This window comes from Marinomonas sp. GJ51-14 (genome assembly GCF_055808695.1).
The window spans coordinates 72,906-88,599 of the sequence record NZ_CM147879.1 but is presented as its reverse complement, the minus strand read 5'-3'; the positions used below and the strand labels follow the sequence as shown (position 1 = coordinate 88,599).

Sequence of the window (15,694 nt, the reverse complement as noted above, 5' to 3'; positions counted from 1 at the left end):
AAAAGATTTATAATGGCTGTTTTTACACTATGCTTAATGAGTAGTGTACAAGCAACAGAGGTTGCTGTTATCGATTTTAGGGCCGCACTTTTACAGAGTAATATTGGCCAAGAAGCAGCAAAAGAGCCAAAACAAAAAGTGGCAGAGATGGACGCGCGTTTGAAGCAAGAGCAATCAGACCTTGAAGAGTCTGCAAAGGCATTGAAGCGTGATGAATTAACCTTGTCGGAAGATGAATTTAAGTTACGCCGCCAAGCGCTGGCTGAACAGCAAAATAAAGTTCGCTCTATGGCTGCAAGTATGCAACGTCAAGCTAAAGAATTAGAGCAACAGTTAATTCAGTCACTGACTCCGAAAGGCGAGGCTGCATTAAAAGCGCTTATTGCAGAGCGTAAATTGGATTTGGTATTGAATAGACAGTTAAGTTTGTATGCTGATGCTGATGCTGATATTACTAACGAACTTGTGGCGCGTATTAATAAGGATAATTAATCTATGAGTTATACGCTAGGGCAATTAGCTGCAGAAGTGCAAGGTACGGTTAAGGGTAATGCTGACCTTGTTATTGAGAAGCTAGGTACATTGGAAAATGCAGGTGAAAACGAACTGAGTTTTTTAGCGAATCCTAAATACCGTAGTCAACTTGCTTCCACTTCAGCAGGTGCTGTTCTTGTGAAAACGGACGATTTAGCTCAACTGATTGATAATGCCATTGTAGTGTCAAATCCTTATTTGGCATTTGCTCAACTATCTAATTTATTTGTCCCTGCAATACAGGGATGGTTAGGCCTTCATCCAAGTGCCGTTATTTCTGATAATGCCGTAATCGGTAATAATGTCATTATTGGGCCAAATGTGGTTATTGATGATGGAGTGAATATTGAGGACGATTGTGTCATCGGTGCTGGTTGTGTTATTGGCCGAGGTTCAGTAATTGGTAAAGGTTCACGGTTGTACCCTAATGTTACCCTGTATCATGATGTTGTAATTGGTGAAGCTTGTATTTTTCATAGTGGATCAGTAATTGGTGCGGATGGTTTTGGTTTTGCACCTAGGCAAGATGGTTGGGAAAAAATACATCAGCTTGGTTCTGTCTCTATTGGTAATCATGTTGAGATTGGGGCAAGTACAACAATCGATCGGGGCGCTATAGAAAATACTCAAATTGGGCATGGTGTCAAAATAGATAATCAAGTTCAAATTGCTCATAATGTCGTAATTGGCGATAATACAGCGATTGCATCAAGTACAGCGATTGCTGGTAGTACGAAAATTGGTTCTTTTTGTACTATTTCAGGTGGTGTTTGTATTGCAGGTCATTTGACGATTCGTGACCGAGTTCATATTACCGGTATGAGTATGATAAGTAATTCCATTGATGAAGAGGGATCTTACTCTTCAGGAATGGGGATGGAGCCAACCGCTAAATGGCGTCGAACAGTTGCTAGAGTCAGAAGGATTGATGACATGGCAAAGCAGTTTTCGCAGTTAAAACAACAGGTTAATAAGTTTTTAGAAAAGGTTGATAGTAAATGATGGACATAAAAGAAATTCGCCAATACTTACCTCATAGGTATCCGTTTTTATTGGTAGATCGTGTTGTTGAACTGAATTTGAGTGAGTCCATTGTTGCGTATAAAAATGTAACTGTAAATGAACCGTTTTTTAATGGACATTTCCCAGACCACCCGGTTATGCCTGGTGTTTTGATTATTGAAGCAATGGCACAAGCTGCGGGTATACTTGGTTTTAAAACAATGGATAAGAAACCAGAAGATGGTTCTATCTATTATTTTGTTGGTTCTGATAAAGTGCGTTTTAAGCGTCCTGTTGTGCCTGGTGATCGTTTGCAGTTAGATGCAAAAATCATTACGGAAAAACGTGGTATTTGGAAATTTGAATGTAGAGCAACAGTTGACGGTGAGTTAGCATGTTCTGCAACAATTCTGTGTGCAGACAGGAAAATATAGTGACAATACATCCAACGACTTTAATTGATTCGAAGGCAGAGATTGATTCCAGCGTGGAGATCGGTCCTTTTTGTGTGATCGGTCCGAATGTAAAAATTGGCGCTGGTAGTATTATTAAGTCGCATGTCGTGATTAATGGTCATACGACAATTGGGTGTAATAATGAAATTTATCAGTTTGCTTCTGTTGGAGAAGCAAACCAAGATAAAAAGTATAAGGGCGAACCGACTCAGCTAATTATTGGCGATAGTAATGTTATTCGTGAAAATGCCACGATCCATCGTGGTACGATTCAAGATAACGGTATTACTAAAATTGGCAGTCATAATTTATTTATGGCTAGTACACATGTTGGGCATGATTGTACTGTGGGGGATCACAATATCATGGCTAATTTCGCTGCGTTAGCGGGTCATGTGATTGTTGGTAATAATGCTATTCTTGGCGGTTATACTGGTGTGCATCAGTTTTGTCAGGTGCATTCTTACAGCATGTGTGGCATGGGATCTATGGTGTCGAAAGATGTGCCTAGATTCATTATGGTGTCAGGTAGCCCTGCAAAAGCACATGGTATGAACTTTGAAGGAATGCGTCGTAGAGGTGTTCCTGCTGATGTTATTCGAGCCTTGCGGACAGCCTATAAAACGGTTTATTTGAAAGGACTAACACTTGATGCAGCTTTAACACAGCTTGAACATGGAGATAGTTTTCGTATTCCTGAGGTGGCTGAGTTTGTCTTATCCATTAGGCAATCAAAACGTGGCATAGTCCGATAAAAATCATGTTTTAAAAGAAACCCCGGATTTTTTCGGGGTTTTTTATTAGTGAAAAATAAAAGTTAGAGGGCGTATAAATGAAGGAGATGTCTGCAACACGTTATGTGTTAGTGGCTGGTGAGGCTTCTGGTGATATTTTGGGAGCTAACCTAATTGCTCATTTAAAAATCCTACAACCAAACGCCGTATTTGAAGGGATAGGCGGTCCATTAATGCAGGCCCAAGGTTTTAAAAGTATCGTGCCAATGGACAGACTTTCTGTCATGGGATTGGTTGAAGTACTCGGCCGGTTGAGAGAGCTGTTAGGTATTCGTAAACGCTTATATCAGTCGTGCTTGAGAGATTCTCCAACGGCCTTTATTGGTATTGATTCTCCAGATTTTAATATGCCACTTGCTAGAAAGTTAAAGCAGGCCGGAATTCCTACTGTTCATTATGTTAGTCCTTCAGTTTGGGCGTGGCGTCAAAAACGCATTTTTAATATCAAAAAATCTGTTGATTTGATGCTGGCTCTTTTCCCATTTGAGCTACCAATTTATCATGAGCACAAAATTCCAGTGGTTTGCGTTGGTCATACTTTAGCTGATGAAATTCCATTAGACAGTGATGCTGATAATGCCAGAGAAGTATTGGGTTTAAATGGAATCAAAGGGCCTGTATTTGGTGTTCTACCTGGTTCTAGAGAAGGTGAAGTATCTCGCCTTGCTCCTCTTTTTATTGAGACAATAAAACTCATTAAACAAAAAGAACCCGATGCAACTTTTATTATGCCAGCGGCAAATGCTGAAAGACGTATTCAAATAGAGGCTATTTTAAAAGAAGCTAATACAAAGGCCATCCTTATCGATGGACAGTCTCGCACGGTAATGGCAGCTTCTGATGCGATTCTACTTGCTTCCGGTACGGCCGCTTTGGAAGCTATGTTAGTAAAGCGTCCTATGGTGGTGTCTTACAGAGTTAACAAGTTAACCTACGCCATTATGTCTAGGATGATAAAAGTGCCTTATGTCTCCTTGCCAAATTTATTGGCGAATGAGCCTCTAGTACCTGAATTGCTTCAAGATCAAGCAACGCCAGAAAATTTATCAAATAGCTTGTTGTTGACGTGGAAGTCTTTTGTTGAAGATAAAACGATACAGACTAAATACCTTAATCTACATCAAATGTTGCGTAAAAATGCAGGTAAGCAAGCTGCGCAAGCCATTATTTCTATGCTTGAAAAGAAGGGGGAATAGTGGAACCTTTTGTTAGTCAAATGTATTTTGGTGACTTAATTGCTGGTACTGATGAGGCGGGAAGAGGGCCATTAGCGGGAGACGTTGTTGCTGCGGCTGTGATTCTTGATCCGAAGCGGCCAATAGTTGGGCTTGCTGATTCAAAGAAATTAAGTGAAAAAAAACGTGAAGCTTTATTTATTGAGATACAAGAGAAAGCTTTAGCTTATGGTATCGCCAGTGCTTCAATAGAAGAAATTGATGAAATAAATATATTGCATGCAAGTATGCTTGCTATGTCTCGTGCTGTTGGTTTGTTGTCCCTAGTTCCTGAGCATGTTTTGGTGGATGGTAATCGTATACCTTTGAATTTACCCTGTCCTGCTGAAGCCGTTGTAAAAGGTGATGCTAGACAGGCCGCCATTTCAGCTGCATCTATACTTGCAAAAGTGACCCGTGATAGAGAGATAGTGAAAGCCTCAAAAATATACCCAGAATACGGCTTTGAAAAACATAAAGGATATCCTACTGCTCTGCATCTTGAAGCCCTTAGAATTCATGGTATTACACCTATTCATCGCCGTAGTTTTGGCCCAGTTAAAAAGATTTTAGAGGGATAATATTTTGTCCACACCGTTTATACATTTACGAGTGCATACTGAGTTTTCTTTAGTTGATGGTTTGGTGAAAATCAAAGGTTTGCTTGGTACGACAGAGTTGATGTCAATGCCTGCGGTTGCGATTACCGATGAAAATAACCTTTGTGGTTTTGTACGTTTTTATAAAGGTGCAATGGACAAAGGAATTAAGCCAATTTGTGGTGCTGATGTAGTCATTGCAGATGATGAGGAGGTGGATTCTCGTTACCGTCTTACCTTGCTGGCAACATCTAACCAAGGCTATAAAAATATTATAAAAATCATTTCCCAAGGTTATCAATTAGGTCAAGTTGAAGGTCGCCCTATTATTCAAAAAGAATGGATAGAAGAAAGTAGTGACGACATCATCGCCCTATCTGGTGCTGGTTTCGGTGATATTGGTATCTTGTTGCAAAAGGGCAATAATGAACAAGCAAAAAGTCGATTAGCTCGTTGGATGTCGGTTTTTCCTGACCGTTTTTATATTGAGTTGCAACGTACTAGTCGTCCAGGTGAAGAAGATTATATACATGCTGTCGTGCCATTGGCGGCAGAATTAGATTGTCCTGTTGTTGCTACAAATGATGTTCGCTTTTTAAAACGTGAAAACTTTGAGGCTCATGAAGCACGTGTTTGTATTCATGATGGTGTGACTCTAGATGATCCTCGTCGGAAACGCCGCTATTCAGAAGAGCAATACTTTAAGACTGCGGATGAAATGGCTGTCTTATTTGAAGATATTCCTGAAGCCCTTGAGAATACAGTCGAAATTGCCAAACGTTGTAGTGTCGATGTCTTGCTAGGCGAATATTTTTTACCTGATTACCCTGTGCCGGAAGGCATGACGATGGAAGAATTTTTTAACAAACTGTCCTTTGACGGCTTAAAGGAACGTTTTGATTTTTTGACTAAAAAATACGGCGAGCGAATTGAAAAACGTCGTCAAGAATATTGGGATCGTTTGGATTTTGAATTAACCATCATCAACCAAATGGGGTTTCCAGGCTACTTCTTAATCGTAATGGACTTTATTCAGTGGGCAAAAGATAACGGCATTCCTGTTGGGCCAGGTCGAGGATCTGGTGCTGGTTCATTGGTGGCTTATGCGTTAAAAATCACCGATTTGGATCCATTAGAATATGATCTTCTTTTCGAGCGATTTTTGAATCCTGAACGGGTTTCTATGCCGGATTTTGATATCGATTTTTGTATGGATAACCGTGATAAAGTCATTGACTATGTATCACGAACCTACGGTCGAGACGCGGTGTCTCAGATAATTACTTTTGGTGCGATGGCAGCGAAAGCCGTAGTGCGAGATGTTGCCCGTGTCCAAGGTAAGCCTTATAGCTTGGGCGATAAGTTATCAAAATTGATTCCTTTTGAAATTGGCATGACGTTAAAAAAAGCGTTAGAAGAAGAGCCTGCGTTACCTGAATTCTTAGCAGGTGATGAAGATGCTGCAGAAGTTATGGAGATGGCGATATCTCTCGAAGGTGTGGTTCGTAACTTTGGTAAACATGCCGGTGGTGTTGTTATTGCGCCAACAAAACTGATTGATTTTGCGCCTCTGTATTGTGAAGAGGATGGCTCTGGTCTGGTTACCCAGTACGACAAGAATGATGTGGAAGAAGCCGGTCTGGTTAAATTTGACTTCTTAGGTTTGAAAACGCTGACGGTAGTCGATTGGGCGGTAAAAAATATTGACACCATTAATGCATTAGAAGGTAAGCCACCTTTAGATATCTCATTGATAGATCTTGAAGATAAATCAACTTATGACTTATTGAAGCGAGCAGAGACCACAGCAGTATTCCAGCTGGAATCCCGTGGTATGAAAGAGTTGATTAAGAAGCTTTTGCCATCCCGTTTTGAAGATATTATCGCCTTGGTTGCCCTGTATCGCCCTGGACCATTGGGTTCAGGCATGGTTGATGACTTTATCAACCGTAAGCATGGTCGTGCAGAGCTGGCCTTTCCTCATTCTGATTATCAGCATAATGACTTGATTCCAGTTTTGGAGCCTACTTACGGTATTATCTTATATCAAGAACAGGTAATGCAGATCGCTCAGGTACTAGCCAAGTTTTCTCTTGGTGGTGCGGATTTATTACGTCGAGCCATGGGTAAAAAGAAACCAGAGGTTATGGCTGAGCAGCGCTTAATTTTTATGGAAGGCGCTCTAAAAAATAATGTAGATAAAGACCTATCAGGTAACATTTTTGACTTGATGGAGAAGTTTGCAGGTTACGGTTTTAACAAATCTCACTCGGCAGCATATGCACTGGTCTCATACCAAACGGCTTGGTTGAAAAACCACTACCCAGCACCTTTCATGGCTGCCGTTTTGTCTGCTGATATGCAGAATACGGATAAGATCGTGATTTTCATTGAAGAATGTCGCTCAATGAAAATAGTGTTAGAGCTACCAAATGTAAATGAATCGGTTTTCAAGTTCACTGTGAACCCAAAAGGCGCCATTGTTTATGGTCTAGGTGCTATCAAAGGTGTAGGTGAAGGCCCAATTGAAGCCATTGTCGAGGCTCGAAAAGATGGACCTTTTGAGCATATTTTTGATTTTTGTCAGCGAGTTGGCCGAAGGGTGAACAAGCGCGTGATGGAAGCCCTAGTTCGCTCTGGTGCTTTTGATACAATTGGGCCTAATCGTGCCACTTTGTTTGCATGTATTGATGAAGCTTTGAAGCGTGCTGTACAGGACGCTAAGAATCAAGATGCTGGCATGATGGATTTATTTGGTGTTGCTGTCGAAGAAAATACGGAAGATGCCTATAAAGAAATAGGAATACAGCATGAGTGGCCTCCAAGGCAGCGGTTGGACGGTGAAAAAGACACATTAGGTTTATACGTAACGGGCCACCCAATTGATGAATATGAGAAAGAAATTCGTCGCTTTGTTCGTTCTAAAATAGTTGATTTACAGCCCAAGCGTGGTGATACGCAAATCATGGCTGGGTTGATTGTTGACTTGCGTATTACCAAAAGTAAAAAAGGTGGTAACATTGCCTTCGTTACCTTAGACGATCGTTCTGCTCGTATCGAAGTAACCGTATTTCCTGATAATTATGACAGCTTTAAAGACGTCATTGTTAAAGATGAAGTTGTTGTTGTGGAAGGTGAGATTACGGTTGATGAGTTCCGTGGTGGGCAAAAAGTTATTGCTCGGAATATTCTAGATATTGCGCAAGCTCGAATTCGTTATGTAGAAGCATTGCGAATTACTTGGACTTCTGAGACAGTGACTCCAACAGATATTCAAACCTTAGCTGACCATATGGCTTCATATCGTGGTGATGGCTGTGATGTGGTTATTGGGTTTGATACACCACAAGCATGTGGTGATATTCGTTTAGGGAATGATTGGAAAGTTCGTCCGGATGACGAATTAATTCACCAACTTCAGAAACAATACGGTAAACAAAATGTTCAGTTAGTGTATAATTAATCTTATTTACTAGTCCGTGCAACGGAATGTGGCGTCGCGACGCACTTACATAGAACAAATAGCAGGTCGCTTTTTGTTTTTGAATTTGATGGCAACCAAACAGTAGTGTAATTAAACATGAATTTAGATTATCTCCCTTTTGAACAGCCGATTGCTGAGCTTGAACAGAAAATTGAAGAGTTACGCTTAGTCGGTAATGATAACGAACTGAACATCGGTGATGAAATCAGTCGTCTTGAAGACAAGAAAGTAGCGCTTACTAAAAGTCTATTTAGCAATTTAGGGGCGTGGGAAGTATCTCAATTAGCGCGTCACCCAAAGCGTCCGTATACACTTGACTATATAAAACACGCTTTTACAGATTTTGAAGAGATGCATGGTGATCGTCATTATGCTGATGATCGTGCAATTGTTGGCGGTATTGCTCGTTTAGACGGCCGTCCCGTTATGGTTATTGGTCATCAAAAAGGTCGTGAAGTAAAAGAAAAAGTGCTTCGCAATTTTGGTATGCCACGTCCAGAAGGTTACCGTAAAGCGCTACGCTTAATGGAAACGGCAGAACGTTTTAATATGCCTATTGTTACCTTGATTGATACACCTGGGGCTTATCCTGGTGTTGGCGCTGAAGAGCGTGGGCAAAGTGAAGCGATTGCTTTTAACCTAGCGGTTATGTCTCGTCTTAAAACGCCGATTATCTCTACTGTAATTGGTGAAGGCGGTTCTGGTGGTGCACTCGCTATCGGTGTTTGTGATGAATTGATGATGCTTCAATACGGCACATACTCTGTTATTTCTCCTGAAGGTTGTGCTTCTATTCTTTGGAAGAGTGCAGACCGTGCGTCTGATGCTGCTAAAGCAATGGGAATTACAGCACAACGTCTTCAAGAGCTTGGGCTTGTGGATACGATTGTTCCTGAGCCATTAGGTGGCGCTCACATTGCTCATGAACAGATTGCACAAAGCCTAAAACAAAATATTTTAGCTGCGTTGGATCGAATGGAAGCATTAACGACAGAAGAGTTGTTGGCTCGTCGTTATAATCGTTTGATGTCATACGGTTTATAATTTTTTTGTGATTCTAAAGAGCCTCCTATTAAGGGGGCTTTTTTGTTTTTTTACTCTTGGATAAATAACCGCTTTTATTTAGAGCTAATGATGAGACAGACACAGTTAAAACCGATCAAATCTTCATCGCCTCTTCGATTTAATCAAGAGTGGGTAGATGACTTATTTTCTGAAGTAGACACAGTGTGGATTGGTTTCAGTGGTGGCGTAGATTCTCATGTTTTACTGCATGCGATCGTGAGTCAGCTGACTGCTCAGCAGCGACGAAAATTGGCGGTGATTCATATTCATCATGGGCTTAGTGACCATGCGGATAGTTGGCTAAGTCATTGCGAACAAGTGTGTCAAAAACTCGATGTACGTTTCGTTGCTAAGCGCGTTCAATTAGAAGCTCAAGCCTCAGTCGAAGACGCTGCGCGTAATGCTCGATACCGCGCCTTTGAACAAATAATGACAGCGAAAGATGCCTTGTTATTGGCGCATCATGGTAGTGACCAAGCTGAAACCGTTCTATTTCGGTTATTACGTGGAACCGGTGGAAAAGGGTTATCTGGTATGCCAAGTACTCGTGCAATTGGTGCAGAAGGTGCTTATCTTATTCGTCCTTTTCTTCATGTATCGAAAGTGAGTATTGAGTCTTATGCATATCAAGAAAAATTGAAATGGATTCAAGACGACTCTAATATGGATGAGCGTTTTACTCGGAATTTTTTACGGCAACGTGTTGTGCCTATTCTGAAAGAACGGTTTCCAAGGATGGAGCAGAGTATAGCTTCTGGAGCTCAGCGAATTGAAACCGATTATCTTATGCTCTCTCGGTTTGCTGAGCAGCAATTGACTAAATGGTGCAATGAATATGGCGGCTTAGATTTGTCTTTTATTAGTGAAATGTCATTAGAGGAAAGACTTTTTTGGTTGCGCCACTTCTTACAGAATAAAAGTATTTCATTGCCTCAACTTCAATTAGAAAGTATTGAGCAGATGTTGTCTGGCGGAGAAGACCGACATCCAGAGTTTAGGCTTGAGAATGGTCGTATTATGCGTCATCAGAATACGATGTATCTTTTACCGCTGGATCAAAGAGTACAGCTTGCTCCTTTGGTTTCAGGTGAGGTGTTAAAGCGGCCCTTCGATGAAATTCGAGTGAGTGGTTGTGATTGTTGTATTTTACGATCGCGCCCACAAGGTGCTGTATTGACCTTTAAAAACGGTAAAAGCCGTAAACTTAAGAAATGGCTAAATGATCTGCAGCTACCTAGTTGGTGGCGGGAGCATTTACCTTATGTTTTTATCGGTGATGAACTGGTTGCAGTCGGTTCATTGTGGCTTCATCCAGATTACCTGCATATTAAAATTGAATGGCGTTTATCTGGTAAGCTGCCTTTACTTATGGCATTAGATAAAAATTAGCCCTTCAGCAGCCAATCTGCTTTGTCTTTTGTTGAAAGAACCAGCTTCGCGTTTAAGCTGTCACTTCGATTTATCCTTTCCATGGCTTGTTCATGACTGAAGCCCCAAGCTTTCATGTGGCGTTGCGCTAAACGCTCAATGGATACGTCAACTGGCGTATCTAGGAACCAGTGTTCATCAAATAAGGCTGTTGCTTTTTGCCAGTCATTTTGTTGATGCAATAAATACAAGCCTTCGATCAAAACAACTTTGACTTCTTTGTTTATACAAATGTCGTCTTCTATGGGGTCGCCTAGGCTGTGGTCAAAGCTTGGCCAAAGAATATCTTTTTTTTGTAGCCTTGATGAATAGCTTTAACACATTTGGTAAAAGCGGAGCTATCAAACGTCCAGGGTGCTCCTCTTCTTGCGAAGGCTTCTTCTGCGTTTGGCAGGGCGTTAATTTGAGCTTTTGATAAGTGAAAGCCATCCATAGAAAGGCTAATGGTTTGTTTTTGTTGTGTGGAAAAATAAGACGTAACATACTCTGCGAATGTGCTTTTTCCGGATCCTGGTCCACCCGTTAAACCAATCAGAGTCCGGTGTGGTTTATTAAGAGCATCCTGTATTTTAGCTAAGGCCTGTTTTACTTCTTCTGAGTCATTGTAGAAATGGTTTAATTTTGAAGGTGTCATTGTGTTTCCTAAATATATGGCACTAATCTAGAGATGATGTGAGTTCTAGATTACCATGTAATATGTACCGGGACGAAAACAGAAATGGCCATTGTTAATATATATTTGTATTAGGTGGTATAGGAGAGGCTTAGTTATTTGATTGATGATTCTAAGCTGTAATGTGCGCTAGATTGGTGTAGATCAAGTGGCTTAACTGGTTATTGTATGATTAACCGTCTCTGCAGTAGAAAACAGCGTCGTTTTACATTGAGTGAACGGTCTTGCGATGTTATTATTTTCCCCCGTCCTGAAGGTACATTTTTCTGTGCCATCATATCTCATTTTTTCATATTTTAAGGCGGGTTAAACACTCATGGCGACACGATATATTTTCGTTACAGGCGGTGTAGTTTCATCTCTTGGTAAAGGCTTGGCTTCAGCATCACTAGCTGCCATTCTTGAATCTCGTGGTCTAAAAGTCACCATGTTAAAGTTGGATCCGTATATTAATGTGGATCCTGGTACCATGAGTCCTTTCCAGCACGGCGAAGTCTATGTAACAGAAGATGGCGCTGAAACGGATTTGGATCTAGGTCACTACGAACGTTTCATTTCTACAAAAATGGGTAAACGTAATAACTTTACCAGTGGTCGTGTTTACCAACATGTTCTTCGTAAAGAACGTCGTGGTGAATACCTAGGTGGAACCGTTCAAGTAATTCCTCATATTACCGATGAAATCAAACGTCGTGTTCTTTCTGGTGCTGAAGGTGCAGATGTTGCTTTGGTTGAAATCGGTGGCACTGTTGGTGATATCGAATCACAACCTTTCTTAGAAGCCGTTCGTCAGTTGAAAGTGGAATTGGGTCCACGCCGTGCATTGTTTATGCATTTGACACTTGTTCCTTATATTCGAACTGCGGGTGAAACTAAAACCAAACCAACGCAGCATTCTGTAAAAGAATTACGTTCTATCGGTATTCAACCAGATATTCTTATTTGTCGTTCAGAGGTTTCTATTGAAGCACCAGAACGTAAGAAAATTGCATTGTTTACTAGTGTAGAAGAGCGTGCTGTTATTTCCCTTCCAGATGCAGACACGATTTATCGCATTCCGCAAATGTTGAACGATCAAGGTCTAGATAATCTGATTGTTGAGTATTTTAATTTGGATTGTAATATGCCAGATCTTGAGATCTGGAATAAGGTAACACAAGCCAAGCTTAATCCTGAGAAACAAGTCAATATTGCCATGGTCGGTAAATACATGGAGTTGTTGGATGCCTATAAATCTTTAATTGAAGCAATGGACCACGCTGGTATTCATGCTCGAACTAAAGTTAAATTGCATTACATTGATTCTGAAAGTATTGAAGAAAATGGTACCGAATGCCTAAAAGGAATGGATGCTATTCTTGTTCCTGGTGGGTTTGGTGAGCGAGGCGTTGAAGGTAAAATTCTGACGGCTCAATATGCGCGTGAAAACAAAGTACCTTACCTAGGTATTTGTTTGGGTATGCAAGTAGCGGTTATTGAATTTGCACGTAATGTGGCCAATTTACCAGGTGCCCATAGTACTGAATTCAATTTAAAAGCAGAGAATCCAGTCGTTGGTCTTATTACCGAATGGACAAATACTGAAGGCTCTAAAGAGATACGTTCAGAGGAATCTGATCTAGGCGGCACTATGCGTCTTGGCGCACAGAACTGCAATCTAACAGAGGGTACTAAAGCGTTTGAAGCTTATGGCCAGACTGTGATTAAAGAACGCCATCGCCACCGTTATGAAGTAAATAATTTTTATGTTTCTGCGTTGGAGTCTGCTGGTCTGACAATATCAGGTCGTTCGGAAGATAATTCATTGGTTGAAATGGTTGAAATTGCGAATCACCCTTGGTTTGTCGCTTGTCAATTTCACCCTGAGTTTACTTCAACGCCTAGATATGGACATGGCCTATTTAGTGCCTTTGTTCATGCTGCGTTAAAATATGCAGGAAAAGAAAAATAAATCGAGCAAACAGGCAGTTTGTGATTTTTTATACATTTAAAGAGGTTTGTTATGAGTCAGATCGTTCGAGTTAAAGGTCGTGAAATCATGGATTCACGTGGTAACCCAACTGTAGAAGCTGAAGTTCATTTAGCTGATGGTTCTATCGGTATGGCTGCTGCGCCTTCTGGAGCCTCAACGGGTTCTCGTGAAGCACTTGAATTACGTGATGGCGACAAAGCACGTTACCTAGGTAAAGGTGTTCTTAAAGCTGTTGCTGCTGTAAATGGTCCAATCGCGGAAGCGCTCGTTGGCAAAAGTGCACTAGCACAAGCTGAACTTGACCAAATCATGATCGACCTGGACGGTACTGAGAACAAAGCTAAATTTGGTGCAAACGCTATCTTGGCCGTTTCTCTAGCGGCTGCTAAAGCAGCGGCTATCTCTAAGAAAGTTCCTCTTTACGCTCACATTGCTGACTTAAACGGTACTTCTGGTGTTTACTCTATGCCGCTTCCAATGATGAACATCATCAATGGTGGTGAGCATGCGGATAACTCTGTTGATATCCAAGAATTCATGATCCAACCTGTTGGCGCTGCAACGTTCCGTGAAGGTCTACGTATGGGGGCTGAAGTATTCCATAGCCTAGCTAAAGTGCTTAAAGCTGACGGTCACTCAACTGCTGTTGGTGATGAAGGTGGTTTTGCTCCTAACCTAGCTTCAAACGAAGCAGCTCTTGCTGCAATCAAAGTTGCTGTTGCAAATGCTGGTTACGAATTAGGTAAAGATATTACTTTAGCGATGGACTGTGCTGCATCTGAGTTCTACGACAAAGAAGCAAATATCTACGATCTTAAAGGTGAAGGCAAAAAATTCACTTCAGAAGAATTCAACTTCTTCCTTAAAGATCTTACTGAACAATACCCAATCGTTTCTATCGAAGATGGTCTTGACGAGTCAGACTGGGATGGTTTCGCACACCAAACTAAACTTCTTGGCGATAAAATTCAATTAGTTGGTGACGATCTATTCGTAACAAACACTAAGATTCTTAAGCGTGGTATCGACAACGGTATTGCTAACTCAATCTTAATCAAATTTAACCAAATTGGTTCTTTAACTGAAACGTTAGCGGCAATCAAAATGGCTAAAGACGCTGGTTTCACTGTTGTTATCTCTCACCGTTCAGGTGAAACAGAAGACTCAACAATTGCTGACTTAGCTGTTGGTACTGCGGCTGGCCAAATCAAAACAGGTTCATTGAGCCGTTCTGATCGTGTAGCTAAATACAACCAACTTCTACGTATCGAAGAAGCACTAGGTTCAAAAGCACCTTATAACGGTCTTAAAGAAGTGAAAGGTCAAGCTTGATATTAGCTTGACCTAAAAAGGGAGAACTTTGTTCTCCCTTTTTTTATTTTTTTTAACTTAATTCCTTTGATAATAGGGAATGTTTTTTATTTGAGTCTTCGAGGGTTTTATGGGGCGTTTGTTAATTGTCTTTTTTGCCTGTGCTATTGGTTATCAGTCCTTTCATTTATATTTTGGTGAACAAGGTATAAAGCGCCAAGAAGAACTGGCGAAGCAGATTGCATACCAAGAACGAATTAACCAACGTCTCAAACATCGTAATGAAGCTCTGCGCTAGCGCAAGTGGTTGATCTTAGGCTTGGTGAAGAAGCTGTGGAGGAACATGTTCGCAGTGAGCTTCAATATATCAAAGATAATGAAGTGTTTTATCGTATGGTGAATAAGCAATGACGCTGCCTTTATGGGTTATTATTCCTGCGGCAGGTGTCGGCCAGCGTATGCAAGCGGATTGCCCAAAGCAGTATTTGCCATTAGCAGGGCAAAGCATTTTAGACCGTACAATCGGAATATTTGTTGGGCATCCTTTAATTGCAGGGGTTGCCGTCGGGGTTAGTCCTGAAGACGCTTATTGGTCTGATTCAAAATGGTTTGAACACACATCGGTTCATACTTTCATTGGTGGTAAGGAACGCAGTGATACGGTTTTAAAAGGCTTGCAGTTTTTGGTGTCCTTTACAGAGGATGAACAGCAAGAAGTTTTGGTTCATGATGCTGCGCGCCCTTTGTTAACCCAGAAAAAATTAGAGCAAATAATTTGTCATAGTTCAGATCAGGGGGTTCTTTTAGCAATGCCAGCTCGAGATACTGTGAAGCGAGAATTGCCGGCGAAATTGCCAGCGTCTATGTCGTCGGTTGATATAACACTTGATAGAAGCAGTATTTGGTTGGCTCAAACGCCACAAAAATTTATTTCTAGCCGATTGCTTAACGCTTTAGAAAAAGCTCAGTCGGAAGGTGTTGTGATAACAGATGAATGCTCTGCAATGGAGTTTGCTGGCTGGCATCCAGATCTTCTGATGGGAGAGAGTAGTAATATTAAGGTGACGCTACCTGAAGATTTATTGATCGCAGAAGCGCTTTTTTCTTATCTCTCAGGTTCAAATTTATCTTCAAATAAATAAGTGCAATTCATAGCACAGGAG

16 protein-coding genes are annotated in these 15,694 nt (G+C 41.1%); 14 read left to right on the top strand and 2 right to left on the bottom strand.

Annotated features, from left to right (window positions below; genetic code table 11):
- The first annotated feature begins 12 nt into the window (after positions 1-12).
- From AC0L3Y_RS00445 to tilS, 9 genes are all read left to right on the top strand, one after another.
- Complete coding sequence (locus AC0L3Y_RS00445) at positions 13-492, top strand: OmpH/Skp family outer membrane protein (RefSeq protein ID WP_473467411.1); 480 nt, start codon at positions 13-15, stop codon at positions 490-492.
- A gap of 3 nt (positions 493-495) precedes the next feature.
- Positions 496-1,536 carry a UDP-3-O-(3-hydroxymyristoyl)glucosamine N-acyltransferase gene (gene lpxD / locus AC0L3Y_RS00440; protein WP_473467408.1) on the top strand — a complete coding sequence of 347 codons (1,041 nt, stop codon included), beginning with the start codon at positions 496-498 and terminating at the stop codon, positions 1,534-1,536.
- A complete protein-coding gene (fabZ, locus tag AC0L3Y_RS00435) occupies positions 1,533-1,970 on the top strand; it encodes a 3-hydroxyacyl-ACP dehydratase FabZ (protein ID WP_473467405.1) in 438 nt (145 codons plus the stop codon). Before lpxD ends, fabZ begins: the two co-directional genes overlap by 4 nt.
- Positions 1,970-2,746 (top strand): acyl-ACP--UDP-N-acetylglucosamine O-acyltransferase, encoded by a 777-nt coding sequence (gene lpxA, locus AC0L3Y_RS00430; RefSeq protein WP_473467402.1) that lies wholly within the window; start codon positions 1,970-1,972, stop codon positions 2,744-2,746. The genes fabZ and lpxA overlap by 1 nt, the downstream gene beginning before the upstream one ends.
- Before the next feature lie 77 nt (positions 2,747-2,823).
- The gene (gene lpxB / locus AC0L3Y_RS00425) at positions 2,824-3,981 is read left to right on the top strand and encodes a lipid-A-disaccharide synthase (RefSeq protein ID WP_473467400.1); all 1,158 of its coding nucleotides are present in this window, start codon (positions 2,824-2,826) and stop codon (positions 3,979-3,981) included.
- Positions 3,981-4,580 carry a ribonuclease HII gene (gene rnhB / locus AC0L3Y_RS00420; protein ID WP_473467397.1) on the top strand — a complete coding sequence of 200 codons (600 nt, stop codon included), beginning with the start codon at positions 3,981-3,983 and terminating at the stop codon, positions 4,578-4,580. Before lpxB ends, rnhB begins: the two co-directional genes overlap by 1 nt.
- A 4-nt stretch (positions 4,581-4,584) precedes the next feature.
- Complete coding sequence (gene dnaE / locus AC0L3Y_RS00415) at positions 4,585-8,061, top strand: DNA polymerase III subunit alpha (RefSeq protein WP_473467395.1); 3,477 nt, start codon at positions 4,585-4,587, stop codon at positions 8,059-8,061.
- A gap of 117 nt (positions 8,062-8,178) precedes the next feature.
- Positions 8,179-9,126: an acetyl-CoA carboxylase carboxyl transferase subunit alpha gene (gene accA, locus AC0L3Y_RS00410; protein ID WP_036161850.1), complete on the top strand. Its 948-nt coding sequence runs from the start codon at positions 8,179-8,181 to the stop codon at positions 9,124-9,126.
- 42 nt (positions 9,127-9,168) lie between these two features.
- Entirely contained in the window at positions 9,169-10,536 is a 1,368-nt protein-coding gene (tilS, locus tag AC0L3Y_RS00405; protein ID WP_473467393.1) for a tRNA lysidine(34) synthetase TilS, read from the top strand.
- On the opposite strand, the gene AC0L3Y_RS00400 is transcribed toward tilS, so the two are convergent.
- Both AC0L3Y_RS00400 and AC0L3Y_RS00395 read right to left on the bottom strand, forming a co-directional pair.
- Entirely contained in the window at positions 10,533-10,778 is a 246-nt protein-coding gene (locus tag AC0L3Y_RS00400) for a hypothetical protein (RefSeq protein ID WP_473467390.1), read from the bottom strand. The genes tilS and AC0L3Y_RS00400 overlap by 4 nt on opposite strands.
- A 50-nt stretch (positions 10,779-10,828) precedes the next feature.
- Positions 10,829-11,209 carry a P-loop NTPase fold protein gene (locus tag AC0L3Y_RS00395; protein ID WP_473467387.1) on the bottom strand — a complete coding sequence of 127 codons (381 nt, stop codon included), beginning with the start codon at positions 11,207-11,209 and terminating at the stop codon, positions 10,829-10,831.
- 355 nt (positions 11,210-11,564) lie between these two features.
- On the opposite strand from AC0L3Y_RS00395, the gene AC0L3Y_RS00390 reads away from it, so the two are divergent.
- The 5 genes from AC0L3Y_RS00390 to ispD all read left to right on the top strand — a co-directional run bounded on the left by AC0L3Y_RS00390 (position 11,565) and on the right by ispD (position 15,673).
- Positions 11,565-13,199: a CTP synthase gene (locus AC0L3Y_RS00390; RefSeq protein WP_473467384.1), complete on the top strand. Its 1,635-nt coding sequence runs from the start codon at positions 11,565-11,567 to the stop codon at positions 13,197-13,199.
- A gap of 51 nt (positions 13,200-13,250) precedes the next feature.
- Positions 13,251-14,552 carry a phosphopyruvate hydratase gene (gene eno / locus AC0L3Y_RS00385; protein WP_473467381.1) on the top strand — a complete coding sequence of 434 codons (1,302 nt, stop codon included), beginning with the start codon at positions 13,251-13,253 and terminating at the stop codon, positions 14,550-14,552.
- A gap of 109 nt (positions 14,553-14,661) precedes the next feature.
- Positions 14,662-14,829, top strand: coding sequence for an FtsB family cell division protein (locus AC0L3Y_RS00380; protein ID WP_473467378.1), 168 nt, complete (start codon positions 14,662-14,664; stop codon positions 14,827-14,829).
- A gap of 5 nt (positions 14,830-14,834) precedes the next feature.
- Entirely contained in the window at positions 14,835-14,942 is a 108-nt protein-coding gene (locus AC0L3Y_RS00375; RefSeq protein WP_473467375.1) for a septum formation initiator family protein, read from the top strand.
- A complete protein-coding gene (ispD, locus tag AC0L3Y_RS00370) occupies positions 14,939-15,673 on the top strand; it encodes a 2-C-methyl-D-erythritol 4-phosphate cytidylyltransferase (protein WP_473467372.1) in 735 nt (244 codons plus the stop codon). Before AC0L3Y_RS00375 ends, ispD begins: the two co-directional genes overlap by 4 nt.
- Positions 15,674-15,694: the final 21 nt, after the last annotated feature.

Excerpts from the sequence above, each read along its gene's own strand:
- AC0L3Y_RS00445 (WP_473467411.1), top strand. The coding sequence starts at position 13 with ATGGCTGTTTTTACACTATGCTTAATGAGTAGTGTACAAGCAACAGAG.
- lpxD (WP_473467408.1), top strand. The coding sequence starts at position 496 with ATGAGTTATACGCTAGGGCAATTAGCTGCAGAAGTGCAAGGTACGGTT.
- fabZ (WP_473467405.1), top strand. The coding sequence starts at position 1,533 with ATGATGGACATAAAAGAAATTCGCCAATACTTACCTCATAGGTATCCG.
- lpxB (WP_473467400.1), top strand. The coding sequence starts at position 2,824 with ATGAAGGAGATGTCTGCAACACGTTATGTGTTAGTGGCTGGTGAGGCT.
- accA (WP_036161850.1), top strand. The coding sequence starts at position 8,179 with ATGAATTTAGATTATCTCCCTTTTGAACAGCCGATTGCTGAGCTTGAA.
- AC0L3Y_RS00395 (WP_473467387.1), bottom strand. The coding sequence starts at position 11,209 with ATGACACCTTCAAAATTAAACCATTTCTACAATGACTCAGAAGAAGTA.
- AC0L3Y_RS00390 (WP_473467384.1), top strand. The coding sequence starts at position 11,565 with ATGGCGACACGATATATTTTCGTTACAGGCGGTGTAGTTTCATCTCTT.
- eno (WP_473467381.1), top strand. The coding sequence starts at position 13,251 with ATGAGTCAGATCGTTCGAGTTAAAGGTCGTGAAATCATGGATTCACGT.
- AC0L3Y_RS00380 (WP_473467378.1), top strand. The coding sequence starts at position 14,662 with ATGGGGCGTTTGTTAATTGTCTTTTTTGCCTGTGCTATTGGTTATCAG.
- ispD (WP_473467372.1), top strand. The coding sequence starts at position 14,939 with ATGACGCTGCCTTTATGGGTTATTATTCCTGCGGCAGGTGTCGGCCAG.